Source organism: Marinobacter sediminum (assembly GCF_016820575.1).
Lineage (GTDB): Bacteria > Pseudomonadota > Gammaproteobacteria > Pseudomonadales > Oleiphilaceae > Marinobacter > Marinobacter sediminum.
The window spans coordinates 679,305-704,963 of sequence record NZ_JAEMQH010000002.1; the positions used below are offsets into that span (position 1 = coordinate 679,305).

Genomic DNA, 25,659 nt, shown 5'->3' on the forward strand with positions numbered 1-25,659 from the left:
AATGGTCACAAACTGGTATAGCAAGGCGCCAGGCTGCGCAGCGGTTTTTTTGTATCGGCGACTAACTGTTCTCATCAACAAAAAAGCCCCGGGACGGGGCTTTTCAGATGTCGGTCGGCCTTAACGGGCGCGGTACACAATGCGGCCCTTGCTCAGGTCGTAGGGAGTCAGCTCAACCTTGACCTTGTCGCCAGTCAGGATGCGGATGTAGTTTTTGCGCATCTTTCCGGAGATATGAGCAGTCACCACGTGACCGTTGCTGAGTTCAACACGGAACATGGTATTTGGAAGGGTATCGATGATGACGCCTTCCATTTCAATGACATCTGATTTCGCCATTCAGTAGAAACCTCTCGTGGAATGTACTTCTCGTGATTTTAAATTGCGCAATTCTGCCTGATTTATCAGCCTTTGGCAAAAATCAGTTTAACTCCATGGGCAGCCAATGCCCTTCCCGCAAGGCTTCAATGGGCTGGAAACGGGTTTTGTAGTTCATTTTCCGGCATTCCCGAATCCAGTAGCCCAGGTACAGGTGGGGCAGACCCCGTCGCTTGGCCTCCTCAATTTGCCAAAGAATGGCGAAAGTGCCGAGGCTTCGGTGCTCAAGCGAGGGTTTGAAAATGGTATAGATGGCGGAAAGACCGTCGTCGAGCAGATCAATCGCTGCCAGGCCAACCAGCTCATGGTTCAGGCGAATCTCCAGGAACCAGGAGTCGGTGGCGCCTTCCACCAGGAACGAAGAAAACTGTTCCGGGGAGGGCGGGTACATGTCACCGTCCTTGTGACGCTCTTCGATGTAACGGGCATACAGCTGGTAATAGTGCTCGTTAAACCGGGCCGGAACCAGGCTGTATTCCAAGTCCTGATTCTTGCGCAATACGCGCTTCTGGTTCCGGTCGGGCTCAAAGTCATCTACTTTCAGGCGAACAGGAATGCAGGCGTTGCAGTTTTCGCAGTGGGGACGGTAGTAGTGTGAGCCGCTGCGACGAAAACCGAGGGCGGTGAGCTGGCTGTACAGTTTCTTGTCGATGTGAGCGCGCGGATCCACGAACATAGTGGTCGCTTCTCGATCCGGAAGGTAGCTGCAATCGTGAGGCGGGGTTGCGAAGAACACCAGTGTTCTAAGATTGCTCATTCACGCCTCCGGCCCAGACCATTGCCAGCGGATTTCCCAGTCACGTTGATTCGGTTTTCGATCGACGCATGCCTTGAGTATAGATAAAAACTCGCTGCGTGAAATAGTGCGCGCCCCCATCGTCAGCAGGTGTCGGCTCTCCACCTGGCAGTCCATGATTCTGTAATCCCACTCCTGAAGCTGGTGGGCCAAGTGCACCATCAACACCTTAGAGGCATTGGTTTCCAGGGAAAACATGGACTCCCCAAAAAAACACTGCCCGATCGCGAGCCCATACATGCCGCCGGCCAGTTCGCCGGACCGGTTCCAGACCTCAATGGAATGGGCCACACCCTGCCGGTGCAGTTCGGAGAAACTGGCGATCATGTCTTCGGTAATCCAGGTGCCCTCGGCCCGTGTGGTTGCACACAGGCGAATAATCCGGCCGAAGGCCTGATCGGCGGTAACCCGGAAGCGGCCTTGGTTCAGGGTTCGGCGCAAGCTACGGGATACGTGGATGTCTCCGGGCAACAATACGCAGCGTGGATCCGGTGACCACCAGAGGATGGGCTGGTCATCACTGTACCAGGGGAAAATGCCATTTCGGTAGGCAAGGAGGAGTCGTTCGGTTGACAGATCGCCGCCGAGAGCCAAGAGCCCATCGGGGTCCTCGAGAGCTTCGTCTACGGGAGGGAACCAGAGTTGGTCCGGATCAAGCCAGGGTAGTGAGGTCATCCTGCTCCGGTAAGGAAGTCAAACTGAATAATGCCTGCATTCGAGTATCGACCCGCGGCAATTCATCCCTGAAACACGCTGTGAATACATCCGTGTACGCTTGGCTCCGCCATCCATGGCTCCGCACAGTTTCAGTGATGAATTGCCACTGGTCTCGTCATGCTATTGATGCTTTGTTCCCAGCTTAGTTCAGTCTTGCTGATCCAGGAACTTCTCGGCGTCCAGGGCGGCCATGCAGCCAAAGCCAGCCGACGTGACTGCCTGACGGTAGACGTGGTCGGCCACGTCGCCGGCGGCAAACACGCCGGGGATGCTGCTCTGGGTTGCCATGCCCTCAAGACCGGAGCGAATACGGATGTAACCGTTCTCCATATCCAGCTGACCCTGAAACAGGTCGGTGTTGGGCTTGTGGCCGATGGCGATGAACACGCCCGCCAGATCGATTTCCTGGGTGGAATCGTCCTTGGTGCTCTTAATGCGCATGCCGGTGACACCGGTAGCGTCGCCCAGCACTTCATCCAGAGTGTGATCCCAGACGATCTTCACATTGCCGCTCTCGGCTTTTTCGAACAGCTTATCCTGCAGGATCTTCTCGGCACGCAGGCTGTCGCGACGGTGAACCAGGGTCACTTCGTCGGCGATGTTGGACAGGTACAGGGCTTCCTCGACCGCCGTGTTACCACCGCCGATTACCGCAACTTTTTGTTTCTTGTAGAAGAAACCATCGCAGGTTGCGCAGGCAGATACGCCCTGGCCTTTGAATTTCTCTTCCGACTCAAGGCCAAGGTACATGGCAGAGGCGCCGGTAGAGATGATCAGGGAGTCGCAGGTGTACTCGCCATTGTCGCCTTTCAGGCGGAACGGACGGCTGTGCAGGTCGGCTTCGTTGATGGTGTCGTAAACAATGCTGGTTTCGAAGCGCTCAGCATGCTTGAGCATGCGCTGCATCAGTTCCGGACCCTGAACACCATCGTTGTCGCCGGGCCAGTTGTCCACGTCTGTTGTGGTGGTGAGCTGACCGCCGACTTCGATACCGGTAATCAGGGTCGGGTTTAGGTTGGCTCGGGCTGCATATACAGCGGCGGTGTATCCGGCAGGGCCAGAGCCAAGAATGATCAGTCGGGAATGCTTGGTATCGGTCATGTCTATCTCTCACTAAATTCAGTACGACGCTGAGTGCCGTTTCCGGGCCCAGTTCTGTCAAGAAAGGGCGAAAGGCTAACACGAATGGTGCTTTCTGCCATTCGATTTGGCCAATTCCGCTTATAAAACTTCGCTATTTACTCAAGGACAGAGACGGTCGCCAGGAGTTGCCGAACCCGCTCTTCGCTCTTGCCGCTTTCACCCTGTTCCAGGCGGTGTTCGGCAATCGAAGGGAACACCGTCTGGATGTCGTCGGGCAGAACGTGCTGGCGCCCTTCCATCAGGGCCCAGGCCTTGGCGGCGCGCACCAGGCCAAGGCCGGCGCGGGGGGACAAGCCGTACAGCAGGCCTGGCATGCGCCGGCTTTGTTCCAGCAGGCGCTGGACATAGTCGAGCAGGGCGGGGCTGGTTTTTACCCGGCTGACCGCATCCTGCAGGCTGGCCAGTTCGGCCTGGGGCAGCAAGGCCTGGAGCCGGTCGGTCACTACTTTGCGGTCTTCGCCTTCCAGCAGTTCCCGCTCTGCTCGCGGGTCCGGGTAACCCAGGCGCAGGCGCATCAGAAACCGGTCAAGCTGCGACTCCGGCAGCGGGAAGGTGCCGCCCTGTTCAATGGGATTCTGGGTGGCAATGACGAAAAACGGCTGGGGCAGGGGACGGGTCTCGCCCTCAATCGAAACCTGGCGCTCCTCCATGGCTTCCAGCAGGGCGCTCTGAGTGCGCGGTGATGCCCGGTTGATTTCGTCCGCAAGCACCACCTGGGCAAAGATCGGGCCCGGGTGGAACACCAGGCTGCCGGCTTCCTTGTCGTACATGGAGTAGCCCAGTACGTCCGCAGGCAACAAGTCGTTGGTGAACTGGATGCGCTGATAGCTCAGGCCCATGATTTTGGCGAGCGCATGCGACAGGGTGGTCTTACCCATGCCGGGAATGTCTTCGATCAGCAGGTGTCCCCGAGCCAACAGGCCGCACATGGCCAGGCGCACTTGCTGATCCTTGCCAAGCAGTATCTGGTTCAGCTCGTGAACAACGGTATCAATCAGTTTCTTCATTCCGGGCTCAGTCCCTTACGCGTTTGAGGATGTCGCTGTAAGCATCAATGCGACGGTCTCTCAAATACGGCCAGATGCGGCGGACCGATTCACTTCGGGTTCGGTCGATGGTGACACTCAGAATGCATTCGCTGGATTCGTCGGCGCAAGCGAGGAATTCGCCTTGGGGGCCACAGACAAAGCTGTTACCCCAAAAACGGATGCCATCCGATTGCCCGGAGGGATCCGGCTCGGTGCCGACCCGGTTCGGGGCAACCACGGGCAGATTATTGGCGACCGCGTGGCCCCGCTGCACCGTTACCCAGGCTTCAAGCTGACGAGCCTGCTCGTCTGGGTCGTCGGTTACGTCCCAGCCAATGGCCGTGGGGTAAATGAGGATCTCGGCGCCGGCCAGTGCCATCAGACGCGCAGCCTCGGGGTACCACTGGTCCCAGCACACCAGCACGCCCAGTTTGCCAACAGAGGTCTCAATCGGGGTGAAGCCGCTGCGACCATCGTTGAATTCGGCATCGCCCGGGGTGAAGTAGAACTTCTCATAGAAACCCGGGTCGTCCGGTATGTGCATTTTCCGGTACATGCCCGCCATTGAGCCGTCGGATTCAAACACCACTGCGGTGTTGTGGTAGACACCATTCATCCGCCGCTCGAAGATGGAGCCGACCAGAACAATGCCGAGTTCCTTCGCCAGGCTGGAAAGCCGCTCGCTTGTAGGGCCCGGAATCGGCTCGGCCAGCTCGAATACATCGGTGTCTTCGGTTTGGCAGAAATAGAGTGTGGCGTGGAGTTCTTGTAGCACAACCAGGTTGGCGCCATTGGCGACGGCTTCGCGCACCAGTTTTTCGGTAGTAGCGAGACTCGCTGCCTTATCGGAACTGCATGCCTGCTGGATAGCGGCCAGGTTCAACAGTTGACTGTCGGGGCGGCTGCTCATGAAGCGACAACTCCTTCGGGAATTTGCATGGTGACGCAATGCAGGCTGCCATGCTGTAGAACCAGCGCCCGACAATTAATGGGCACGATCTCCCGATCCGGGAACAGGTCCGCCATGATGCTGATGGCCTGTTCATCCTGAGCCGAGCCATAGACGGGCAGCAGAACGGCGCCATTGATAATCAGAAAGTTTGCGTAGGTGGCCGGAAGCCGGTTGCCTTCGTCGTCATAAATCGGATCGGGCAGGGGGAGGGCCGTCAGCTGATAGGGCGAACCGTCGCGCTGTCGGAATTCCCGCAGCTCCTCGGCCATGGCTGACAAGGCACCATAATGCTCGTCTTCCGGGTTATCGCAGGCTACGTAACAGATACAGTCCGGGCTGCAGAACCGCGCCAGGGTATCGACGTGGCTGTCGGTATCGTCGCCAGCCAGGAAGCCGTGGTTGAGCCAGAGCACGCGCTCGGCACCCAGCTGCTCGGACAACAACTGTTCGATAGCGGCGCGATCGTAGGCTGGATTCCGGGTCGGTGTCAGCAAGCATTCGCTGGTGGTGAGCAAGGTGCCTTCACCATCGGATTCAATAGAGCCGCCCTCCAATATGAAACCCACCGCCTCCAGGGGTGTGGTCCCAAAAGCGCCGGCATTAGCCAGGTGTCGATTGAGGGCGTCGTCTTTTTCCCAGGGGAACTTCCCTCCCCAGGCGTTGAAGCGAAAGTCCAGCAGGGTCAAACCATCGTCCTTCTTTACCGCCAGTGGGCCATGATCCCGGGCCCAGGTATCGTTGGCGGGCGCGGGAACGCACACGGCTCGTCCCGGCAGGCCCTGTTCACGGGCAAAGCGATTCAGAGTCTGCTCCAGTTCCTGGACTCGAACCACATGTTCGCAGCTGATCAGCAGGTGCTCGAAACGCAGCACCGCTTCAGCAATAGCTATGAAGACGGGTTCAACCTGGTCGAGAACAGCAGCCCAGTCCGTTCCCGGATGCGGCCAGGTCAGCATTACTGCGCTTTGCGGGGCCCATTCAGCGGGCATCACACGTCTGGATGTCACTTTACTGCCACCTTAAATCGTAAAAGCCGCCATTCTAACCAAAACAGGCGTCAAAACATCAGGGGCTATGCCAGCAATGGCATGCCCGTACAGGTTGTTGGACTGTAACAGAGTTCAGCGCTTGGGCTTGAGTACTGTATGCAGCACGCGGTCTTTTTCGAAGTAGACGATGAAGTCCTGGTAGTACCATTGGCTGATGGGCGGCTCACCAACCGGTCCCTGGATTTCCACGGGTGCACCCCACTTGGCGCGCACAGAGGCTTGGCTCATGCCGATTTGGGGGGTGCTGATGCTTGCGCGATCCGTCTGCGAGCCCACCGGGATGGTGATCTGCTCGGCAACAACGTTGCCGGACGGTGCCAGGATAAAGGCCGCCAGAGCCAGTGCACTCAGCATCATGTTATTTTTCTTCATTGACTGTTCTCCATTAGAGCCTGATTTGCCTGAAAATTGTTATCGTATCGATGTGGATAAAGCGTAATGTCTTTCTGCACCGGGGAAAAGTCATAAACGTGCGGTAGTTTATTCTTTTTTGCGTTGGCGAATTTGCCAGCGCATCACATGCCGCGCAATCTGCTGTCGGTCACTGTCGTGGATGTGCACGAATTGGCTGTGGATGCGCTCACCGCCAGCGTTATCAAGGTGGGTATGGATAATCTCGGCAATCGCCCGGGGCTGAAAAAGCTCCGGGGGCAGAGTCATCCGGACGGTAAGCAGGTTGCCAGTCCTGAAGGTTTCCGGGGCGGCGGTGAAGGCGAGTCCGCCCTCGCTAAGCGTAACTTCCTGCCAGTCTTCCGGTTGCAACGGATTTTGCTCAAAGGCCATAATGCGCGCGAGCGTATCGAGCTTGCCATTCAGGGACTTAATTAACCCGGTGACCAGGCGGTCCCGCTCGGCGAGACTGGCAAGCTGGGATCTGACATCCTGGTCCAGTCGCCGGTACTCGGCCTTCAGGCTTTCCAGGTGATCGTCGCCAAACGCTTTTTCGTCTGGGTTAGCCATCGGTGAGAGCTTTCGGATTTCGAGACCGATCCGGTCCTCAATACGGAAGTAATCTCGACGTTCCAGGCTTTGTTCGGCCGGTTCGCTGGGGTTGTTGGGTGATGTCATCCTGACTCCGAAGCGTTCAATTATCATTATTTGAGAATAGTTTAGCAGTTTCCCGGTGCGCAGGAAGACGGTCGGGAAAACCAGACCACGACAGATCCGCAGGTAGCGACAGGCGCCTCCCCATGTTTAGACCTTTATCGTTTTATATCGGCTTGCGTTACACAGCGGCCAAACGTCGAAATCACTTTATTTCTTTTATATCACTGACCTCCATGATCGGGCTGATGCTGGGTGTGGCGGTGTTGATCATCGTTCTGTCGGTGATGAACGGCTTTGACCGGGAGCTCAAGCAACGCATCCTCGGCATGGTTCCCCATGCCGTCATCGAAGGCTCCGGCCCGCTACAGGACTGGGAATCGATCGATGAACAGGTCCAGCAGCATCCACGGGTTCTGGCGGCGGCGCCGTTTATTCAGGGTCAGGGTATGGTGACCGGTGGCGGCAACGTGCGCGGGGTTCTGTTGAATGGCGTTCTGCCGGAGCAGGAAAAAACAGTATCGATTATCGAACGGCACATGGTCGATGGCAGCCTGCACGACCTCAAATCCGGTGAGTTCGGCATTATTATCGGCCGGCTGATGGCTGCCAGCTTGCGCCTGAAATTGGGCGACAAGGTCACGGTGGTGCTGCCCGAGGCCTCGGTAACGCCAGCCGGTGTTTTGCCGAGGTTGAAGCGGTTCACGGTAAAGGGGGTGTTTAGCGTCGGTGCCGAGCTTGACGGGAATTACACCCTGATCCACATGGACGATGCCTCCAAGCTAATGCGCACCGGTGGTAAGGCGCTTGGCGTTCGACTGCTGGTGGATGACCTGTTCGCAGCGCCCAAGGTGGCAGAGCAGGCCGCCCGCTCGCTCCCGGGCCGGTACTACATCTCCGACTGGACTCGCACTCATGGCAACCTTTTCCAGGCCATTCGCATGGAGAAAACCATGATTGGTCTGCTGCTGATGTTCATCGTCGCGGTTGCCGCCTTCAACATTGTTTCGACCCTGGTCATGGTGGTGACCGATAAGACCGCGGATATTGCAATTCTGAGAACCATGGGCGCCACGCCCGGGCGAATCATGCGTATTTTCATGGTGCAGGGCGCCGTAATCGGCGTGTTCGGCACGCTCATTGGTACGGCCCTTGGCATCGTCGGTGCGCTCAACATCAGTGCCTTTATTTCCTGGCTGGAGGATGCGCTGGGGCACCAGTTCCTGAGTGCCGACGTTTACTTCATTAGTTATCTGCCGTCCCAGCTGCAATGGCAGGATGTGTTTATCATCAGCGGTGCCGGCCTTGCCATGAGCCTGCTGGCGACTATCTATCCCGCGTGGCGGGCTTCCCGGGTCGATCCGGCGGAGGCGTTGCGTTATGAGTAAGGAAAACTGGAACATGCACGAAACAGCGCCGGTTATCGATTGTCGTCAGGTTACCCGCACCTACAGCGAGGGGCCTGAAAAACTGACAATCTTCTCGGACATTTCGCTGCAGGTGGCGGCCGGAGAGACGGTGGCCATCGTGGGTAGCAGTGGTGCCGGCAAAACCACTCTGCTGAACCTGCTCGGTGGCCTGGACCGGCCGTCCTCGGGTCAGATTTCAATTTGCGGGAACGATATTCACCGGCTGTCGGAGGCCGGGCGGGCCCGGTTCCGCAACAAGCATCTGGGCTTTGTCTATCAGTTCCATCACCTGCTGCCAGAGTTTTCGGCATTGGAGAATGTAATGATGCCGTGCGCACTTGGCGGCATGGCCGTTAGCGCTGCCAAGGAAAAGGCGGAGGGTTTTCTGGCCCAAGTGGGACTGGCGGAGCGGCTTGCCCACAAACCCGGTGAGCTATCCGGCGGCGAGCGTCAGCGTGTGGCCATCGCCCGCGCCTTGGTGAACGAGCCCCAGTGCGTGCTGATGGATGAGCCGACGGGCAACCTCGACGAGCACACGGGGGAAGGTGTACGCAAGCTGATCGAATCGCTTCGGGATGAGCTGGGCATCTCGTTCGTGATGGTTACTCACGACATGAAGATGGCACGAAGCTTGGGGCGGGTCTTGCGTCTTGAGCAGGGGCGGCTGGTTCAGGAGGTTTGATCAGCGGCCCGTTGGCCACGGCGCAAGCGCCAGTCGGAGCGTATCTTGCGCCGCCACAGGAACTGGATGATCAGATAGGCTATGCAGGCGGAAACCGTGGCCACCATCAGCGAGCCGAGGTACAGGGGAATTCCGATATCCAGCAGGCGCTCGCTGATCCAGGCCCAGGATAGCTCAAATTCGAAGTTGAGGACTGGCCGGTCCAGTACCCAGGCGCCTACCTTGTAGTTGAAATAGAAGATTGGCGGCATGGTAATCGGGTTGCTGATCCAGACGAGCACTACCGATAGCGGCAGGTTCGCGTTGAACCAGATCGCGAACAAGGCAGCACCGATCATCTGAAAGGGCATAGGGATGAAGCAGAACCAGATGCCGACCAGAAACGCACGGGCAACGCTGTGGCGGTTGATGTGCCAGAGATTGGGTTCATGAAGGATATCGCCAAGAAAGCGTAGCGATTTCATCGCTTGCACCTTCTCTGGTGTTGGCAGATAGCGTTTCATGAACTTCTTTGGCATTGGAAGCTCTGCCTGTTATTTGCGTGTGAATTCCGGAAGCATGGATGCTGCCGGTGGATCATCAAATCGGAGGACAAGGATTGTCCGAAAACTCAATTACCCGACCCGGGTCCGCATCTGGGCGCGGTTTAGCGGTCGCGGGTGCCTTCGCCTTCTCGTGCGGCGTTATCTTACTGTATTGGCTGTCGATGTTGCCACCTTCGGAATGGATCGTGGCGAGCTTTATTACAGCTTTTTGCATTGCGTTTCGAGCCCGTCAGTATCCACTTCGCCGTATGGCTGTCTTGAGCATGGCCCTGATCATAGGGTTGGCCTGGGCCAGCTGGCACGCTGCTGGGCGCCTGGCTGAGAGATTGCCGGCCGGCATGGAAGGGCAGCGCTTGTCGGTTTCCGGCTACGTCTGTGACATCCCATCGCCCGGAAGCTTTAACAGTCTCCGCTTCAGCTTCTGTGTCACTCAATGGCACCAGCGCCCCCATTCCTCGAGTCAAACCCTCGAGCTACCGCAGTTTCTGCGTCTTGCTTGGTACGGACAAGCCGAACGCCGTTTGCCTTCACACCGTTTGAGACTTGAGCTGGTCCTGAAACGTCCTCACGGTGCCCTGAACGACGCTGGATTTCGCTATGAAGACTGGCTATTTCGCAAAGGCTACCGGGCGACGGGGACGGTCCGGGAGGCAGTGCCGGATCACGCCGTGGTGTGCAGCTTAAAATGCCGCTACCACGAGGCACACCACTGGATTGCAAATTGGGTTGAGCGTCGGTTTGCCAGTGCCGACCATCGGCCCTTGATCAGTTCCCTGTTGGTGGGTGATCGGGGGCACCTGACGCCCGCCCATTGGCAGGTTTTGCAGGCCACCGGCACCATCCACTTGGTGGCCATCTCCGGTCTGCACCTGGGGTTGATTGCGCTCGGTGCGGGTTTTCTGGTGCGCAGGCTGCTACTGGCATTGCCGTTGACCTGGATCGGAGAAGTTGGACAGCGCCGCTGTTTATTTTTCGCGGTGATGATTTGTTGTCTGGTCTATGCCTTGATGGCCGGGTTCACCGTTCCAACCCAAAGAGCGCTGCTCATGGTGTGGGTGGGCGGTTGGTCATTGCTGTTCGCGCGTCAACTTCCGGCTTGGCAGGCGTGGGTCTGGGCCTTGGCGGCGGTTCTATTGCTGGATCCGTTTGCGCCGCTGGATCAGGGTTTCTGGCTGTCATTTGGCGCGGTTGCTGTTCTGATCTGGGTCTTTGCAGCAGGGCTTCGGCCGCTGGGGTGGTTCGGGACACTTTTGCTGGCCCAGGGCGCGCTGTTTGCCGGGCTCTGGCCGCTGCTGCAGGTGTTCGGGCAGGGCCAGCCCTTGATCGGTGGGCTGGCCAATTTGTTGGCTATTCCTTGGGTTTCGCTGGTGGTTATGCCCGGTCTGATTGGCGGTGCTGTGGTCGTGGCGATCGTGCCGGCCGCCTTTGAGATGGTGGTTCCCTTCTGTGACGGACTCATGGGAATGCTCTGGGTGGTGTTGACCTACCTGGCGGAATTGCCGTCTCCGGTCATTGAGGTGGGGCCGGGGGAGGTGATGGGGCTGGCGGGACTGGTGCTGTTGTTGGTGAAAGTGCCTACGCCTGGAGGTGGCATCTGCGCCGGTTTGTTGTTCATGGTTTGGCTGGCAATGCTCCAATCACCGGCATCCCAGCGACCCAATCCCCATCTGGTTGAGCCAGAGCTGCGAGTCTGGGATGTCGGGCAGGGCCTGGCGGTACTGGTGCGGCATCAGGACAAGGTGTTGTTGTACGACACCGGACCAGCAGTACCGGGTGTGTTCTCGGCTGTGGAGTCGACTTTGCTGCCGAATCTCAAAGCGCTGGGGGTACACCGTATCGATACCTTGGTAATCAGTCATGCCGACAGCGATCACTCCGGTGGCCTGGCAACGCTGGCCAGCTCTATCCAGATAGGAAAGCTGGTCACCGGTGAGGTGTTGGCCGTTCGGGAAAAGCTGGGCGAAGCGTCCGGCCTTGTCGTGCAGCCCTGCGCGCTGGCGGATGAGGCGTTAGGAGGATTGCACATTTACTATTGGCAAACTGGTAGTTCGCCGACCGGCAATGATGCCTCCTGCGTGGTCCGGATTGAGCATCCGCCATCTCGCACTGAGTGGCTGCTGCCCGGCGATATCAGCGCCGCAACTGAGGCGCTCTATCTGTCATACCTGCGCGGGCGGGGGGCTTTGGCGGCGGATGCGACGCGGCTGGTGCTTGCGCCTCATCATGGCAGCAAGACATCCTCTTCGCCCCAGTGGGTGTCAGCTTTAACTCCGGACGTGGTGATCTACTCCTCCGGTTACCGGCACCGATACGGGCACCCTCACAGCAGCGTAACGGCCCGCTATCGTAATCGTGGGGTGAGCGCGTTCAGTACGGCCTGTTCCGGAATGCTGGTGGCAGTCATTGAGGATAACCGCCTGACCATCAAAGAGAAGCGCCTGGATACACCGTTCTGGATTGGCGCGAAAGGGCAGGCCCGGGATGAATGTGCGATACCGTGACACAACGGGTGTGGCCTGCCACGGCAGCTATGCTAAAGTAGCGCGGCTTGTAAACTATCAGGGAGACCGAGCGTGTTCGAGCTGTTGAAAGCCGGTGGCATTTTGATGGTGCCTATTGTTGCGTGTTCCATTCTGGCCCTCGCCATTATCCTGGAGCGTTTCTGGACCTTGCGTGCGTCCAGGGTGGCACCGTCCCAGACCCTTAATGAGCTTTGGCGCTGGATCAAGAAGAAAGAACTCAATGGCCGTAAGCTGAAGGCGCTTCAGGGATCCTCTCCCATGGGCCGCGTTCTGGCGGGTGGCCTGCTTAATGCCAAGCACGGTCGCGAGATCATGAAAGAGAGTATTGAGCATGAAGCCAGCCAGGTGATTCACGACCTCGAACGGTTCCTGAACCCGCTGGGCACGGTGGCTACCATCACACCGCTGCTTGGTCTCCTGGGTACCGTGATCGGCATGATCAAGGTGTTCGCCGAGATTCAGCTGGCTGGTGTCGGCAATGCCGGTAATCTCGCAGGCGGCATCTCGGAGGCCCTGATTACCACGGCTGCGGGTCTGAGCGTTGCGATTCCGGCCCTGATTGCCCACCGCTATTTCATCCGCCGTGTCGACGAACTGGTGGTCAGCATGGAGCAAGAGGCCATCAAGCTGGTTGAGGTTGTGCACGGAGACCGCGAAATCGACGTGGAAGGAGCCTGAACGCCGTGAAGTTCAAGCGCCAGAGAAGTCAGGAAGTCGCGGTCGACCTGACACCACTGATCGATGTGGTGTTCCTGCTGCTGATTTTCTTTATGGTCTCAACCACCTTTACCCGAGAGAGCCATCTCCAGGTGGAACTGCCTGAGGCTAGCGGGGAGCCGGCATCGCCTTCAGAGGTTCGCCAGATTGATGTGGTGATCAACGCCGAGGGCCAATACCTGCTAAATGACCAGGCCCTGGTCAACAACCGCCGCGAGACCCTGGAAAGGGGTGTGAAAGAGCTGGCGGAGGGTGATAAATCCCTGCCGTTCATTATTACCGCCGATGCCCGCACCCCCCATGAGTTTGTGGTTCGTGCCATGGACGTCGCCGGTCGTCTCGGCTTTGCCAAACTGAGCATCACCACCGAGCGGGAGACGGAAACAGAATGAGCAGTCCAGACCCGCTCCCGGTCCAGGGGCCTGCCGTCCAACCTTCCGGCAGCTGGGAAACCTACAAGCGGCTGCTGGCCTACGTAAAACCGTTTTGGTTGGCGTTTTCCCTTGCCGTGTTAGGTAACATCATTTATGCGGCGGCATCCACCGGTATGGCGGCTGCCATGGAGTATGTAATTGCCGCGATCGAAAACCCGACTGACGGCAATCGGATTCTTCTCACCCTCCTTATTGTCGGCGTATTTGCGTTCCGAGGGGTGGGTACATTTTTGAGTCAGTACTTTATCGGCTACGTCGGCCGACACGTTATAAATGCCCTGCGCAATGATGTATTCGATCGTCTGCTTTCTCTTCCATCCCGTTATTTTGATGACAACGCGGCCGGCCGACTGGTGTCCAAGCTGACCTTCAATGTGGAGCAGGTCGCGGCAGCGACGACCGATGCCGTGACCATCACGCTCCGGGAAGGGCTGACCATTATTGGCCTGCTGTCTTTCATGCTCTACACCAACTGGGTACTCACGCTGATCTTCCTCGCGGTTGGCCCGGTCATCGGTGCCGTGGTGAGTTACGCCAGCAAGCGTTTCCGCCGAATCAGCAAGCGCATCCAGGGCTCCATGGGCGACATTACTCATGTGGCCTCCGAGTCCATTGCCGGTTATCGTGTGGTGCGCACGTTTGGCGGCGAAGACTACGAGCAAAAGCGATTCCGTGAGGTCAACGACCGTAACCTCGCGCAGAGTCTGAAGATGGCCTCGACCCAGGCCATCAGTGTGCCAGTCATTCAGGTGTTGGTGGCCATCGCTATCGCAGCACTGGTGTGGACCATGTTGGCGCCGGAGATTCGGGGTGGCATGACCACAGGCCAGCTGGTCGCCTTTATTACCGCCGCGACCACCATGGCGAAACCGATCCGTCAGGTGACTTCGGTGCACGCCAAGATCCAGAAAGGCCTGGCCGCCGCCTACGATGTGTTCGAAACCATGGACGAGCAGCCCGAACAGGATCCAGGCACCTACGCTCCGTCACGAGTGGACGGCAACATCCGGTTCGAGGACGTATCGTTCCGGTACCGGGATCAGCTCGACAATGTGCTTGAGGGCATCACGCTCGACATTCCAGCCGGTCAAAGTGTCGCCCTGGTTGGCCGCTCCGGCAGCGGCAAGTCCACCCTGGTCAGCCTGTTGCCACGCTTCTACGAGTACACCGGTGGCGATATCCTGATCGACGACCACTCGTTGCGAGATTACTCCCTGAAAGCCCTGCGCTCGCAGATCGCCCTGGTAACCCAGAACGTTGTGCTGTTCAACGACACCATTGCCGCCAACATCGCCTACGGCGCCTTGCGGGATTGCAGTCGTGAGGAAATCCGGGAGGCAGCGGCCAAGGCCCATGCCCTTGAGTTTATCGACCGGATGCCCGAGGGGCTGGATACCATGATTGGTGACAACGGGGTGATGCTCTCGGGCGGTCAGCGCCAGCGATTGGCCATTGCCCGCGCACTGCTCAAGAACGCGCCGGTTTTGATCCTTGATGAGGCCACCTCGGCGCTGGATACCGAGTCTGAGCGTCACATTCAGGAAGCGTTGGAAATGGTCATGAAAGGCCGAACCACGCTGGTCATCGCGCACCGTCTGTCCACCATTGAGAAAGCCGACCGAATCCTGGTGATGGACAATGGCCGAATTGTTGAATCCGGGCGGCACGACGAGCTGCTGAAGACCGGTGGCGCCTACGCCCAGCTGCATCAGATGCAATTCAGCGAATCGGTATGAGCTCGCTGATTGACCGGCTCTGGTATGGAAAATCCCGGCCGTTGTGGCCTCTGGCTCCGCTGAGCTGGCTGTTCCAGGCGGTCGCCGCCTCCCGACGCCGAAAGGCGTGGGAGGCGAGGAATGAGGCGTTACCCGTGCCGGTGGTGGTGGTGGGCAATATCACCGCTGGCGGTACCGGAAAGTCCCCTCTCACTGCTTGGCTGGTCGCCGAGCTCCGGTCGGCGGGTTGGCGCCCGGTGATCATCAGTCGCGGCTACGGTGGCAAGTCCCCGCAGTATCCGGCACTGGTCAGTGCCGACAGCAACCCCTCCGCAATGGGCGATGAGCCGGTGATGCTGGCGCAAGCAACCGGTGTTCCCGTGGTGGTCGACCCCATTCGCCGCCGCGGCGCGCTGTGGGCGTTGGATCAGGAGCTGGGTGACATTCTCGTTTGCGACGATGGCCTGCAGCACTACGCCTTACCGAGAGATGTCGAGCTGGCGGTTTTCGACGGTGCCCGCGGTGCTGGCAATGGTGCCGTAATTCCTGTCGGGCCATTACGTGAGCCCGTTTCGCGCCTGTCTTCTGTGGACTTTGTCGTGGTGAATGGTGGCGAGTTTGAGGCCGGCCAGCATCTCGACGCCTTCAACGATATCGAGCATCCGGAAATCCACACCATGGCGCTTGAGCCATCGACGCTGGTTAACCTGAAAACCGGACAGGCGCGGCCAATTACCGATTTGCAGGGGCAGACCGTAAGAGCGGTTGCCGGAATCGGCAATCCTGGACGGTTTTTCGATACACTAAGGAACTTGGGCGCCACGGTCACCGAGGCACCTTTTCCGGATCATCACAGCTTCAAGGCCAGTGATCTGACTGCGGATGCGGGCCAGTGGGTGGTGATGACGGCCAAGGATGCAGTGAAGTGCCGTTCATTTGCTCCAGACAACGCCTGGGTTTTTTCCGTACAGGCCAGTTTGTCGGATGAATTTTCACGTTCGGTGATCTCCCGCATCGGCAGAGTTCCGAACAGCTAATCTCTTAACCCTGGGTGAGACATCATGGATAAAAAGCTGCTGGCAATGCTGGCGTGCCCGGTCTGCAAGGGCGATCTGAAACTCAACGAGGCTCGAACCGAGTTGGTCTGCTATCAGGACGCCATGGCGTTCCCCGTTCGCGAGGGGATACCGGTCATGCTATCCAGTGAAGCTCGTACGCTCACTACCGACGAGCGCCTCGACAAACGCTAAGTCACTGATTCAGGATACTTGTGCTCATGTCTTTCTCTGTGGTTATCCCAGCTCGTTATGCCTCCAGCCGTTTGCCTGGCAAGCCGCTGGCGGACATCGTGGGCAAGCCAATGATTCAACATGTTTATGAACGGGCGTTGGCGAGCCGTGCTGATCGGGTGGTGGTGGCCACCGACGATGACCGTATTCGCGAAGCCTGCGAGCGCTTTGGCGCCGATGTTGTGATGACATCGCCGGACCATGCCAGCGGCACTGATCGGCTGGCAGAAGTGGCGCGAAAGCTCGAGCTGGACGGCGATCACCGGGTGGTCAACGTGCAGGGTGATGAGCCCCTGATTCCATCGGTGTTGATCAATCAGGTGGCGGACAATCTGGAATTCTATCCCGATGCCGCCATCGCCACCCTGTGCGAGCGAATCCACGACGTTGATCAGTTGATTAACCCTAATGCCGTGAAAGTGGTGTTCGACCACCAGGGCATGGCCCATTATTTCAGCCGGGCGCCGATTCCGTGGCCCCGGGATGCCTGGATGGACGGTAGCCCACTGAGTGGCGACGACGTACCCATGCCCGCCGGTGTCGATTATTTTCGTCATATTGGCATTTACGGCTACCGGGCACATGTCCTGGAGCAGTTCGTGAACTGGGCGCCGGCACCCACCGAAAAGGCGGAGTCTCTGGAGCAGCTGCGGGCTTTGTACAACGGTGCCCGTATCCACGTGGACGTAGCCGCTGAAAAACCACCCGCCGGCGTTGATACCGAATCCGATCTGGAACGCATCCGGGGATGGCTGGCGACGAGGAGCGCGTAATGTCGAAGCAAGTGAGTGTGCTGTTTGTCTGCCTGGGCAACATCTGTCGCTCGCCCAGTGCCGAAGGCGTGTTTCGGTCACTGGTGGAGAAATCGGGTCTTGAAGACTCTATCAAGATCGATTCCTGCGGCACAGGCCACTGGCACATTGGCAAGGCGCCCGATTCCAGGGCGACACAGGCAGCCCGCAAGCGCGGCATTGACATCAGTACCCTGAGAGCCCGGCAATTCGTTGCCGAGGATCTCGATGGCTTTGATTATGTGCTGGTGATGGACCAGCAGAATCTGGCTGATGTCACCGACATCTGGCGCCAGAGTGGCGGCACCCGGCCGGAGCTGTTCCTCGGCTACGGACGGTCCCGGCACCAGGAAGTCCCCGATCCTTACTACGGTGGCCCGGACGGCTTTGAGTTCGTGCTGGACCTGATCCACGAGGCAGGCGAAGGCCTGCTAGCCGATATCCGGGAGCGTCTGGCTTGAGCCTGAACACGCAACCCCTTGAGTATGTAGAGCTGGCTGAGCTCAACACCCTGCGGGTAGCTGCCATTGCCCGTTACTACCTTGACGTCCGGGATGCCGAGGAGCTTGCCGAGGCCTTGGCCTGGGCCGAGCGCCAGGAACTCCGTACCCTGATTCTGGGTGGTGGCAGCAACCTGGTGTTTGCCGGCGATTTCGACGGGCTGGTGGTGCGTATGGGCATGCGCGGTCGGCACTGGGAGCAGGCTTCGGGTCAGGAGGCCACGATGGTACTGGGCGCTGGCGAAAACTGGCACGAGGCCGTTCTTTACGCTGCGGGTGCCGGTTACCGTGGAATCGAAAATCTGGCCCTGATTCCCGGCACGGCGGGCGCGGCGCCGGTACAGAATATTGGTGCCTACGGGGTGGAGCTGTGTGACACGCTGGTGTCTGTTACGGCGCTGGATCGTGAAGCTGGCAAGGTCATTACCCTGGAGCGTGAAGACTGTGAATTTGCCTACCGGGACAGCCTGTTCAAGCGCACTCCGGGGCGTTACGTCATTACCGAGATCCGGCTCAGGCTGTCACGCAGCAAGCCCTTGCAGTTAGGCTACCGGGATCTGGAGGAGTACCTGGCTGACACTTCACCCTCGGAATTGACGGTTAAGGATGTTGCCACTGCGGTGATGGCAATCCGCCGCCGCAAGCTTCCCGACCCGGAAATGATCCCCAATGCCGGCAGCTTCTTCAAGAACCCGGTGGTACCGTCCGCTGACTATGAGAGCTTGCTGGCACGCTATCCCGATATTGTCGGTTATGCCCAGAGCTCCAGCGTCAAACTTGCTGCGGCTTGGCTCATTGACCAGTGCGGTTGGAAGGGGTTCCGAAACGAAAATGTCGGTGTTCACAACCGTCAGGCGCTTGTGCTGATCAATCATTCTGGCGGTACCGGACGGGATATCCTGGAGCTGGCCGCCAAGATACGGGCATCGGTGCAGGATAAGTTCGGGGTGGAACTGGAGATGGAGCCCGGGATCGTCAGCTAATCTGCCTACTGTAATGAGCGTGTCGTGGGTGCTGCGAGCGATAAGACAGGTAGGGAAGCGCATAGTTGGCAAGACGAAAACAGAAGGGCAGACCGTTGCGGTCTGCCCTTCTGCCTTTTGAGACTATCGGACTCAGAGGCCTTTACGCGGAGACGCATTGATCAGGAAAGGCAGGGCTTCCTCGATCGGAAGGTCCTGCTTTTCGGCGTCCCGACGGCCCTTGTATTCCAGTGTGCCAGCGGCCAAGCCGCGATCGGAAACCACGAACCGGTGTGGAATGCCGATCAGCTCCATGTCAGCAAACTTCACGCCCGGGCGCTCATTGCGGTCATCCAGCAAGACGTCATAGCCCGCCTGGCGCAGCTGTTCGTACAGCTTGTCGCCTGCTTCCGCGACTGTCTCGGACTTGTGGGCGTTCAGGGTAACGATGGCAACCTGGAACGGGGCAATGGCGTCTGGCCAGATGATGCCTTTGTCATCATGATTCTGCTCGATCGAGGCGGCGACGATGCGGGAAACGCCGATGCCGTAGCAGCCCATTTCGAGTACCGCACTCTTGCCATTTTCATCCAGCACCGTGGCGTTCATGGCGCTGCTGTACTTGTTGCCAAGCTTGAAGATGTGGCCCACTTCGATGCCCCGGCGGATTTCCAGGTGGCCCTTGCCATCTGGGCTCGGGTCACCTTCAACCACGTCGCGAAGGTCCTCAACACGGTCCAGCGGTACGTCCCGCTCCCAGTTCACCCCGGTCAGGTGGAAATCATCCTTATTGGCGCCACAAACAAAGTCGGCAAGGTGGGCGGCGCTGCGGTCCGCGATCACTGGCACTGAAAGGTTTACTGGGCCGATGGAGCCGGGCTTGCAGCCGATAGCCGCTTCGATTTCCTCATCGGTTGCCATGGTCAGCGGTTCTGCGATACCCGCCAGGTTCTCCGCCTTGATCTCGTTCAGGGTGTGGTCGCCGCGCAGAATCAGGGCAACAAGGCCGCTGTTGCCGTCTTCATCCGGCTCGGATTTAACCAGCAAGGTTTTGACCGTGCGAGTCGCGTCGATATTCAGGAATTCGGCGATGGCATTGATGGCGCGTTGTCCCGGGGTCGCGACTTCCTTCAGGTCTTCGCTGGGCGCGGCGCGCTCTCCGGCTGGGGCTACCGCTTCCGCCTTTTCAATGTTGGCGGCATAGTTGCTGTCGGAGCTGAACACGATGGCGTCCTCACCCGAGGAGGCCAGCACGTGGAATTCGTGCGAGGCGCTGCCGCCGATGGCGCCGGAATCGGCTTGAACCGGGCGATAGTCGAGACCCAGGCGATCGAAGATTGCGCAATAAGCCTGATGCATTTCCTGGTAGGTTTCATCCAGTGACTCGGCATTCAGGTGGAAGGAATAGGCGTCCTTCATGACGAACTCGCGAGCGCGCATCACACCGAATCGTGGCCGGCGTTCATCCCGGAACTTGGTCTGAATCTGGTAGAAGTTTGCCGGCAGTTCCTTGTAGCTTTTCAGCTCATTGCGAATCAGGTCGGTAATGACCTCCTCATGGGTTGGGCCGAAGCAGAAGTCGCGCCCATGCCGATCCTGCATTCTCAGCAGCTCACCGCCGTATTGGGTCCAGCGGCCGGACTCCTGCCAAAGTTCTGACGGCTGCACGGCCGGCATCAGGACTTCCTGGCCACCACTCTTGTCCATTTCCTCGCGAACAATCCGCTCAACCTTGCGCAGGGTTCGCAGGCCCATGGGCAGCCAGGTGTACAGGCCGGCTGCAAGCTTTCGGATCATGCCGGCGCGGAGCATGAGCTGATGGCTGATGATCTCGGCGTCTGCCGGTGTCTCTTTCTGGGTTGCAATCAGGTAACGGCTTGCTCGCATCGTGTCTTCCGTTTGGTTCCAATCAGGGGTTATCAGGGGCTCGAGGCCATGCTTGGCCATCGATTGCCCGAGAAGAAGTTGTCGCGTGTTAAGTGCCGGTTATTGTACGGAGCCTCTGTCTCAAGGTACAGGTGGTCACTGATGAAACCGATGATGTTGTTTCATAGTAATTGGTGGATGCGGTGTGGCTCGCATCCGGGTCAGGACAGGTAGCCCAAGGGTAGGGCGGTGGAGTCGAGCACACGCCTGAGAACGAAACTGGAATGCACGCCGCTGACTCCTTGAATGCGAGTAATCCGGTTGAGCAGGAAATGGTGGTAGTGATCCATGTCCGGCACCACCACCTTGAGCATGTAATCCGCATCCTGCCCGGTGATCAGGTAGCACTCCTGCACTTCCGGGTAGGCCGACACCTGTTCTTCGAAGGCCGCAAAACGCTCCGGCGTGTGCCGGTCCATGCCGATCAGAATAATGGCGGTGAGCGACAGTCCCAGTTTCTTGTGATCCAGGATGGTGACGGTCCGGACAATGACCCCGGCCTCTTCCAGCGCGCGAACCCGGCGCAGGCAGGGTGAAGGGGAAAGGCCCACTTTGTCGGCCAGTTCTTGATTGGTCAGTGCGCCGTTCTTCTGGACCTGTTCAAGGATTTTCCGGTCGGTGTTATCGATTTTGACAAGCGTTTTGTTTATTTCTGGCATAGTATTGCCCGTTTTTTAGTTTTAATAGTTGAATATGTCCAAAAATAGCCATATTGAGCGTAATTAGCAATCACGTGCCCGGAGATCGGCGTTACACTGTCGGGCACGGCATGATGTTTCACCGGCAACCGCAAGGATTGATTGAAATGGCTTTTGATTATCGTAAATATGCTGCGTTCAAGCCCGTCAGGAAGACTGATCGACGTTGGCCTGACCAAGTTATCGAAAAGGCACCCACCTGGTGTGCTGTCGATCTTCGGGACGGTAATCAGGCGCTGGTCAAACCGATGACCGTTGCGCAAAAGCAGAGGCTGTTCGATCTGCTGGTGAAACTGGGCTTCAAAGAGATTGAAATCGGTTTCCCGTCAGCCAGTCAGCCGGATTTCGATTTTTGCCGGAAACTGATCGATGAAGGCCGGATTCCCGACGACGTCAAGATTCAGGTGCTGACCCAGGCTCGTCCTGAGTTGATTGAGCGTACCTACGAAGCCCTTAAAGGCGCCAAACAGGCGATTGTCCATGTCTACAACTCCACCTCCACGGTGCAGCGGGAGCAGGTGTTTGGGCTGGACCGGGCCGGCATTCGCGAGATCGCGGTAAAGGGTGCGACCCACGTGAGGGATTTGGCAGCCAAGGCGCCGGAAACTGAATGGACCTTCCAGTATTCGCCAGAGAGCTTCACCGGCACCGAGCTGGATTTTGCTGCCGAAGTGGTGGACGCCGTGACCGAGGTCTGGCGCCCGGATCAGGGCCAGCCGGTCATTATCAACCTGCCGGCGACCGTGGAAATGGCCACGCCGAATGTGTTTGCAGATCAGATCGAGTGGATCTGCGACAACATCCAGCGCCGCGAACATCTGAGCATCAGCGTTCACACCCATAACGACCGGGGCTGTGGGGTGGCTGCCGCCGAACTGGCGGTGATGGCCGGTGCTGACCGGGTTGAAGGTACCTTGATGGGCAATGGAGAGCGGACAGGCAATATGGATCTGGTCACCATGGCTATGAATCTCTATTCCCAGGGCGTTGACCCAACACTGGATCTGTCCGGGATGGCGGAAATCACCGAGGTGGTTGAAGCCTGCACCGAAATTTCCACCCATCCCCGTCATCCATACGCCGGGGAGCTGGTGTTTACCGCGTTTTCAGGCAGCCACCAGGATGCGATTCGCAAGTGCCTGGCCCGGCGCAGCGAAGGTGAGGTCTGGAATGTTGCCTATCTGCCCATTGATCCTTTCGATGTCGGTCGCCGCTACGAGGAAGTCGTGCGCATCAACAGTCAGTCGGGTAAGGGCGGTATAGCCTACGTGCTTGAGCGGGACTACAACATCAGCCTGCCGCGCTGGCTGCAGATTGAGTTCAGCAAGACAGTCCAGCGGGAGGCGGAAACCAACGGTGGTGAAATCGATTCACTGACCATCCACCGCTTGTTTGAAGAGCGCTATCTCAAGGTACACAAAGACTGGGAGCTGCGCGGCTATGACCTGCACCGCGATGCCAATGGTGTCCGTGCCGATGTGATCGTGGGTGCTGAAGGGCAACCAGTAACTCTCCAAGGCCGCGGACTGGGCGCGGTTGAGGCTGTCTCAGACGCTCTGGAGCAACGTTTTGGGATCGCCATTGCCGTTGAGGCCTATGACGAATTTGCCCTGGGAGAAGGTACTAATGCCAATGCCCTGGCCTGTATCCGTCTGATGGTCAACGAGACCCATTGCAGCGCCGCCGCCCTGGCGGAGGACACGACCTCGGCGACTTTGCAGGCGCTGTTTTCTGCCGTTGCCCAGGTGGTTGGCTCGTCCGGAGTGGTACAGCAGTCGGACCGGCAGGCGGCTGAGGTCTGAGCGAAACGACCATGCCAGAACGCATTAAGCCGGCACAGGATGCCGGCTTAATAATTTCCCTTTGCCCGTGAGGGGCAGAGGGCGGAAGCAGTAACCTTAAACCGGGGTTACGTTTTCCGCCTGGGGACCTTTCGGGCCCTGAGTAACGGTGAACTGCACCTGCTGGCCTTCGGTCAGGGTGCGGAAACCGCTTGCGTTGATTGCACTGTAGTGAACAAACACGTCACTGCCGCCATCCTGAGCGATAAAGCCAAAGCCTTTGGACTCGTTGAACCACTTCACGTGGCCAGTTTTTGTATCGGACATTGATCTTTCCTGTCTTTCTGTAATTTGCCCTCACGGGACCTTCATATTCCGTTTGGAATCGACGCTGAGAAATCCAGAGAGTACTGAGGAAGGAGCAACGAAGAGCACGTGGGCAGGACGTTATAGCGCATTCACCAAATACCGCTGTATTTTCACAGCAATTTCAGTATAGACCGAGTTTGGGGGGCGTCAACGCTTTTTTTAACCCCGTTTTGAGGGTCTTTACTGGTTCAAAAACAGTTGGTTGGCCAGAGCGGGCATGGGCAAAATTCGGGCCTTTGAGTAAGGCCCGGAGGTCTTTTTTCTGGCGCAGGGTCAGCGTCGGAACTGGGTGCTGATCTCGTCCAGAATGGCGGGGTCATCAATGGTGCTTGGTACCGTATACTCCTCGCCGTCGGCAATCTGTCGGATGACTCGGCGCAGTATCTTGCCAGACCGGGTCTTGGGCAGCCGGTCGACCACCATGGCCCGGCGGAAGCAGGCAATGGCACCGATCTTGTCCCGAACCATCTCGATCAGCTCGTCCTCAAGCTCGTCGTGCCCAATGGTTGCACCGTCTTTGATCAACACCAGCCCCACTGGTACCTGGCCTCTCATGTCGTCATGGGCGCCAACGACGCAACATTCGGCAATAGCAGGATGCGAGGCAACCACTTCTTCCATTTCGCCGGTGGAGAGCCGGTGGCCTGCGACGTTGATGACATCATCGGTGCGGCCCATGACAAAGACATAGCCGTCTTCGTCAACAAAGCCTCCGTCGCCGGAGCTGTAAAAGCCGGGAATAGGCGCCAGGTAACTCTTGTGGAACCGCTCGTCGTCACCCCAGACGGTCAGCAGGCAGCCTGGCGGTAGGGGTAGTTTGACCGCTATCTGGCCCTGTTCGCCCGCGGGCATTTGGTTGCCGTTCGGGTCGACAACCTGCACATCGAAGCCTGGTGAGGGTACGGTGGCCGAGCCCGGTTTGGTGAGCATCATTTCGATGCCCACTGGGTTGCAGCAGATTGCCCAGCCGGTTTCGGTTTGCCACCAGTGATCAAGAATGGGCAGGTTGGTGTGTTCACGGAGCCAGTCATAGGTGGGTGGGTCCAGCCGTTCGCCCGCCAGGAAGATGCGTTTCAATGAGCCGATATCGTAATGGTCCAGCTGGTCGGCCTCTGGGTCTTCCTTTCGCACGGCCCGGAACGCGGTCGGTGCGGTGAACAGCAGGTTCACTTGATGCTCTTGAACCACCCGCCAGAACGCACCGGCATCCGGGGTTTTTACCGGTTTGCCTTCGTAAAGAACGGTGGTGCAGCCTGCGAACAGGGGGCCGTAGACAATGTAGCTGTGGCCCACCACCCAGCCTACATCCGAAGCAGCCCAGTAAACGTCGCCCGGGTTAGCATCGTAAACCAGCTTCATGCTGTAGTTCAGGGCGACAGCGTGGCCGCCGTTATCCCTGACCACGCCTTTCGGTTTACCGGTGGTGCCTGAGGTGTAAAGGATGTACAGCGGATCGGTGGATTTCACTGGCACCGGCTGCTCTGGTTGAGCCTTGGCCATGAGCTGATTCCAGTCCCAGTCCCGTCCGGACTGTAACTGCGCTTTTGCTTCAGGTCGCTGGTAAACGATGCAGTGTTCAGGCTTGTGAGTCGCCTGCTTAATCGCCTTGTCAACCAGGGGTTTGTACTCGATCACCCGATTTATTTCGATGCCGCAGGAGGCGGTGATCAACGCCTTGGGTTCCGCGTCGTCAATCCGTACGGCCAGCTCATGGGCGGCAAAGCCACCAAAAACAACACAATGAACCGCTCCGATGCGGGCGCACCCGAGCATGGCGATCACCGCCTCGGGAATCATCGGCATGTAGATGATCACCCGGTCGCCTTTCTCGATGCCCTGGTTCTTGAGCACGCCGGCAAACCTGGCCACGGAGTCGGTCAGTTCGTTGTAGGAGAACGTTTGCTGGGTATTGGTGACCGGGGAATCGTAGATGAGCGCGGTCTGGTCGCCACGTCCGGCCCGGATGTTGGCGTCCAGGGCGACATCGGAGCTGTTCAGGACGCCATCAGGGAACCACTGGCCATGGCCGTTGTCGGTGGGTGTCCAGATGGTCCCGGGGGGCTGGATCCATTCAATCTGTTCCGCCTGCTCGCGCCAGAAGTCTTCCCGCCGGTGAATCGACCGGCGAAACTCTGAGTGGTAGTCCATGCGTTCCACCTCACTGGGCCTATTGTTGTTTTATTGACTGACGTAACAACTCTAGGCCGTTTGA

The 25,659-nt window shown here is 58.4% G+C and carries 26 protein-coding genes; 12 read left to right on the plus strand and 14 right to left on the minus strand.

Annotated features, from left to right (window positions below):
* Nucleotides 1-120 precede the first annotated feature (120 nt).
* The 9 genes from infA to FGO67_RS09995 all read right to left on the minus strand — a co-directional run bounded on the left by infA (nucleotide 121) and on the right by FGO67_RS09995 (nucleotide 7,131).
* Nucleotides 121-339, minus strand: a complete 219-nt coding sequence (gene infA / locus FGO67_RS09955; protein ID WP_014421226.1) for a translation initiation factor IF-1 — start codon at nucleotides 337-339, stop codon at nucleotides 121-123.
* Between the two features lie 82 nt (nucleotides 340-421).
* Complete coding sequence (locus FGO67_RS09960) at nucleotides 422-1,135, minus strand: arginyltransferase (RefSeq protein ID WP_203300554.1); 714 nt, start codon at nucleotides 1,133-1,135, stop codon at nucleotides 422-424.
* A complete protein-coding gene (gene aat, locus FGO67_RS09965; protein ID WP_203300555.1) occupies nucleotides 1,136-1,849 on the minus strand; it encodes a leucyl/phenylalanyl-tRNA--protein transferase in 714 nt (237 codons plus the stop codon).
* A 189-nt stretch (nucleotides 1,850-2,038) separates the two neighbouring features.
* Entirely contained in the window at nucleotides 2,039-2,992 is a 954-nt protein-coding gene (gene trxB / locus FGO67_RS09970) for a thioredoxin-disulfide reductase (protein WP_203300556.1), read from the minus strand.
* 137 nt (nucleotides 2,993-3,129) lie between these two features.
* On the minus strand, nucleotides 3,130-4,041 hold the full coding sequence (locus FGO67_RS09975) for an AAA family ATPase (protein ID WP_203300557.1): 912 nt from the start codon (nucleotides 4,039-4,041) through the stop codon (nucleotides 3,130-3,132).
* Nucleotides 4,042-4,048: 7 nt separating this feature from the next.
* On the minus strand, nucleotides 4,049-4,972 hold the full coding sequence (locus FGO67_RS09980) for a carbon-nitrogen hydrolase (RefSeq protein ID WP_203300558.1): 924 nt from the start codon (nucleotides 4,970-4,972) through the stop codon (nucleotides 4,049-4,051).
* Entirely contained in the window at nucleotides 4,969-6,003 is a 1,035-nt protein-coding gene (locus FGO67_RS09985) for an agmatine deiminase family protein (protein ID WP_203301172.1), read from the minus strand. The genes FGO67_RS09980 and FGO67_RS09985 overlap by 4 nt, the downstream gene beginning before the upstream one ends.
* Before the next feature lie 132 nt (nucleotides 6,004-6,135).
* Nucleotides 6,136-6,435 (minus strand): hypothetical protein, encoded by a 300-nt coding sequence (locus FGO67_RS09990; protein WP_203300559.1) that lies wholly within the window; start codon nucleotides 6,433-6,435, stop codon nucleotides 6,136-6,138.
* A gap of 108 nt (nucleotides 6,436-6,543) precedes the next feature.
* The gene (locus tag FGO67_RS09995) at nucleotides 6,544-7,131 is read right to left on the minus strand and encodes a PilZ domain-containing protein (RefSeq protein ID WP_203300560.1); all 588 of its coding nucleotides are present in this window, start codon (nucleotides 7,129-7,131) and stop codon (nucleotides 6,544-6,546) included.
* 122 nt (nucleotides 7,132-7,253) lie between these two features.
* Between FGO67_RS09995 and FGO67_RS10000 the strand changes: the two genes are divergently transcribed.
* On the plus strand, nucleotides 7,254-8,495 hold the full coding sequence (locus FGO67_RS10000) for a lipoprotein-releasing ABC transporter permease subunit (RefSeq protein ID WP_203300561.1): 1,242 nt from the start codon (nucleotides 7,254-7,256) through the stop codon (nucleotides 8,493-8,495).
* Nucleotides 8,496-8,508: 13 nt separating this feature from the next.
* Entirely contained in the window at nucleotides 8,509-9,198 is a 690-nt protein-coding gene (locus FGO67_RS10005) for an ABC transporter ATP-binding protein (RefSeq protein ID WP_203301173.1), read from the plus strand.
* Here FGO67_RS10005 and FGO67_RS10010 read toward each other — a convergent pair.
* Nucleotides 9,186-9,716 (minus strand): DUF2062 domain-containing protein, encoded by a 531-nt coding sequence (locus tag FGO67_RS10010; RefSeq protein ID WP_203300562.1) that lies wholly within the window; start codon nucleotides 9,714-9,716, stop codon nucleotides 9,186-9,188. The two genes, FGO67_RS10005 and FGO67_RS10010, sit on opposite strands and share 13 nt — an antisense overlap.
* Before the next feature lie 44 nt (nucleotides 9,717-9,760).
* Between FGO67_RS10010 and FGO67_RS10015 the strand changes: the two genes are divergently transcribed.
* The 9 genes from FGO67_RS10015 to murB all read left to right on the plus strand — a co-directional run bounded on the left by FGO67_RS10015 (nucleotide 9,761) and on the right by murB (nucleotide 18,694).
* Nucleotides 9,761-12,244 carry a DNA internalization-related competence protein ComEC/Rec2 gene (locus FGO67_RS10015; protein WP_420844505.1) on the plus strand — a complete coding sequence of 828 codons (2,484 nt, stop codon included), beginning with the start codon at nucleotides 9,761-9,763 and terminating at the stop codon, nucleotides 12,242-12,244.
* A 72-nt stretch (nucleotides 12,245-12,316) separates the two neighbouring features.
* Entirely contained in the window at nucleotides 12,317-12,943 is a 627-nt protein-coding gene (locus FGO67_RS10020; RefSeq protein WP_138441638.1) for a MotA/TolQ/ExbB proton channel family protein, read from the plus strand.
* A 5-nt stretch (nucleotides 12,944-12,948) separates the two neighbouring features.
* Entirely contained in the window at nucleotides 12,949-13,374 is a 426-nt protein-coding gene (locus tag FGO67_RS10025; protein WP_203300563.1) for a biopolymer transporter ExbD, read from the plus strand.
* Entirely contained in the window at nucleotides 13,371-15,152 is a 1,782-nt protein-coding gene (msbA, locus tag FGO67_RS10030) for a lipid A export permease/ATP-binding protein MsbA (RefSeq protein WP_203300564.1), read from the plus strand. Before FGO67_RS10025 ends, msbA begins: the two co-directional genes overlap by 4 nt.
* The gene (lpxK, locus tag FGO67_RS10035; protein ID WP_203300565.1) at nucleotides 15,149-16,168 is read left to right on the plus strand and encodes a tetraacyldisaccharide 4'-kinase; all 1,020 of its coding nucleotides are present in this window, start codon (nucleotides 15,149-15,151) and stop codon (nucleotides 16,166-16,168) included. The genes msbA and lpxK overlap by 4 nt, the downstream gene beginning before the upstream one ends.
* Before the next feature lie 24 nt (nucleotides 16,169-16,192).
* The gene (locus FGO67_RS10040; RefSeq protein ID WP_041338173.1) at nucleotides 16,193-16,381 is read left to right on the plus strand and encodes a Trm112 family protein; all 189 of its coding nucleotides are present in this window, start codon (nucleotides 16,193-16,195) and stop codon (nucleotides 16,379-16,381) included.
* 26 nt (nucleotides 16,382-16,407) lie between these two features.
* Nucleotides 16,408-17,193, plus strand: a complete 786-nt coding sequence (gene kdsB, locus FGO67_RS10045) for a 3-deoxy-manno-octulosonate cytidylyltransferase (protein WP_203300566.1) — start codon at nucleotides 16,408-16,410, stop codon at nucleotides 17,191-17,193.
* Nucleotides 17,193-17,672, plus strand: a complete 480-nt coding sequence (locus tag FGO67_RS10050) for a low molecular weight protein-tyrosine-phosphatase (RefSeq protein ID WP_203300567.1) — start codon at nucleotides 17,193-17,195, stop codon at nucleotides 17,670-17,672. The genes kdsB and FGO67_RS10050 overlap by 1 nt, the downstream gene beginning before the upstream one ends.
* Complete coding sequence (gene murB, locus FGO67_RS10055; RefSeq protein ID WP_203300568.1) at nucleotides 17,669-18,694, plus strand: UDP-N-acetylmuramate dehydrogenase; 1,026 nt, start codon at nucleotides 17,669-17,671, stop codon at nucleotides 18,692-18,694. Before FGO67_RS10050 ends, murB begins: the two co-directional genes overlap by 4 nt.
* Before the next feature lie 132 nt (nucleotides 18,695-18,826).
* Here murB and FGO67_RS10060 read toward each other — a convergent pair whose 3' ends face one another.
* A complete protein-coding gene (locus tag FGO67_RS10060) occupies nucleotides 18,827-20,560 on the minus strand; it encodes a proline--tRNA ligase (protein ID WP_203300569.1) in 1,734 nt (577 codons plus the stop codon).
* 200 nt (nucleotides 20,561-20,760) lie between these two features.
* The gene (locus FGO67_RS10065; protein WP_203300570.1) at nucleotides 20,761-21,258 is read right to left on the minus strand and encodes an Lrp/AsnC family transcriptional regulator; all 498 of its coding nucleotides are present in this window, start codon (nucleotides 21,256-21,258) and stop codon (nucleotides 20,761-20,763) included.
* Nucleotides 21,259-21,404: 146 nt separating this feature from the next.
* On the opposite strand from FGO67_RS10065, the gene leuA reads away from it, so the two are divergent.
* On the plus strand, nucleotides 21,405-23,099 hold the full coding sequence (leuA, locus tag FGO67_RS10070) for a 2-isopropylmalate synthase (protein ID WP_203300571.1): 1,695 nt from the start codon (nucleotides 21,405-21,407) through the stop codon (nucleotides 23,097-23,099).
* A 96-nt stretch (nucleotides 23,100-23,195) separates the two neighbouring features.
* On the opposite strand, the gene FGO67_RS10075 is transcribed toward leuA, so the two are convergent.
* A complete protein-coding gene (locus tag FGO67_RS10075; protein WP_008169155.1) occupies nucleotides 23,196-23,405 on the minus strand; it encodes a cold-shock protein in 210 nt (69 codons plus the stop codon).
* A gap of 315 nt (nucleotides 23,406-23,720) precedes the next feature.
* On the minus strand, nucleotides 23,721-25,595 hold the full coding sequence (locus FGO67_RS10080; protein ID WP_203300572.1) for a propionyl-CoA synthetase: 1,875 nt from the start codon (nucleotides 25,593-25,595) through the stop codon (nucleotides 23,721-23,723).
* Nucleotides 25,596-25,659: the final 64 nt, after the last annotated feature.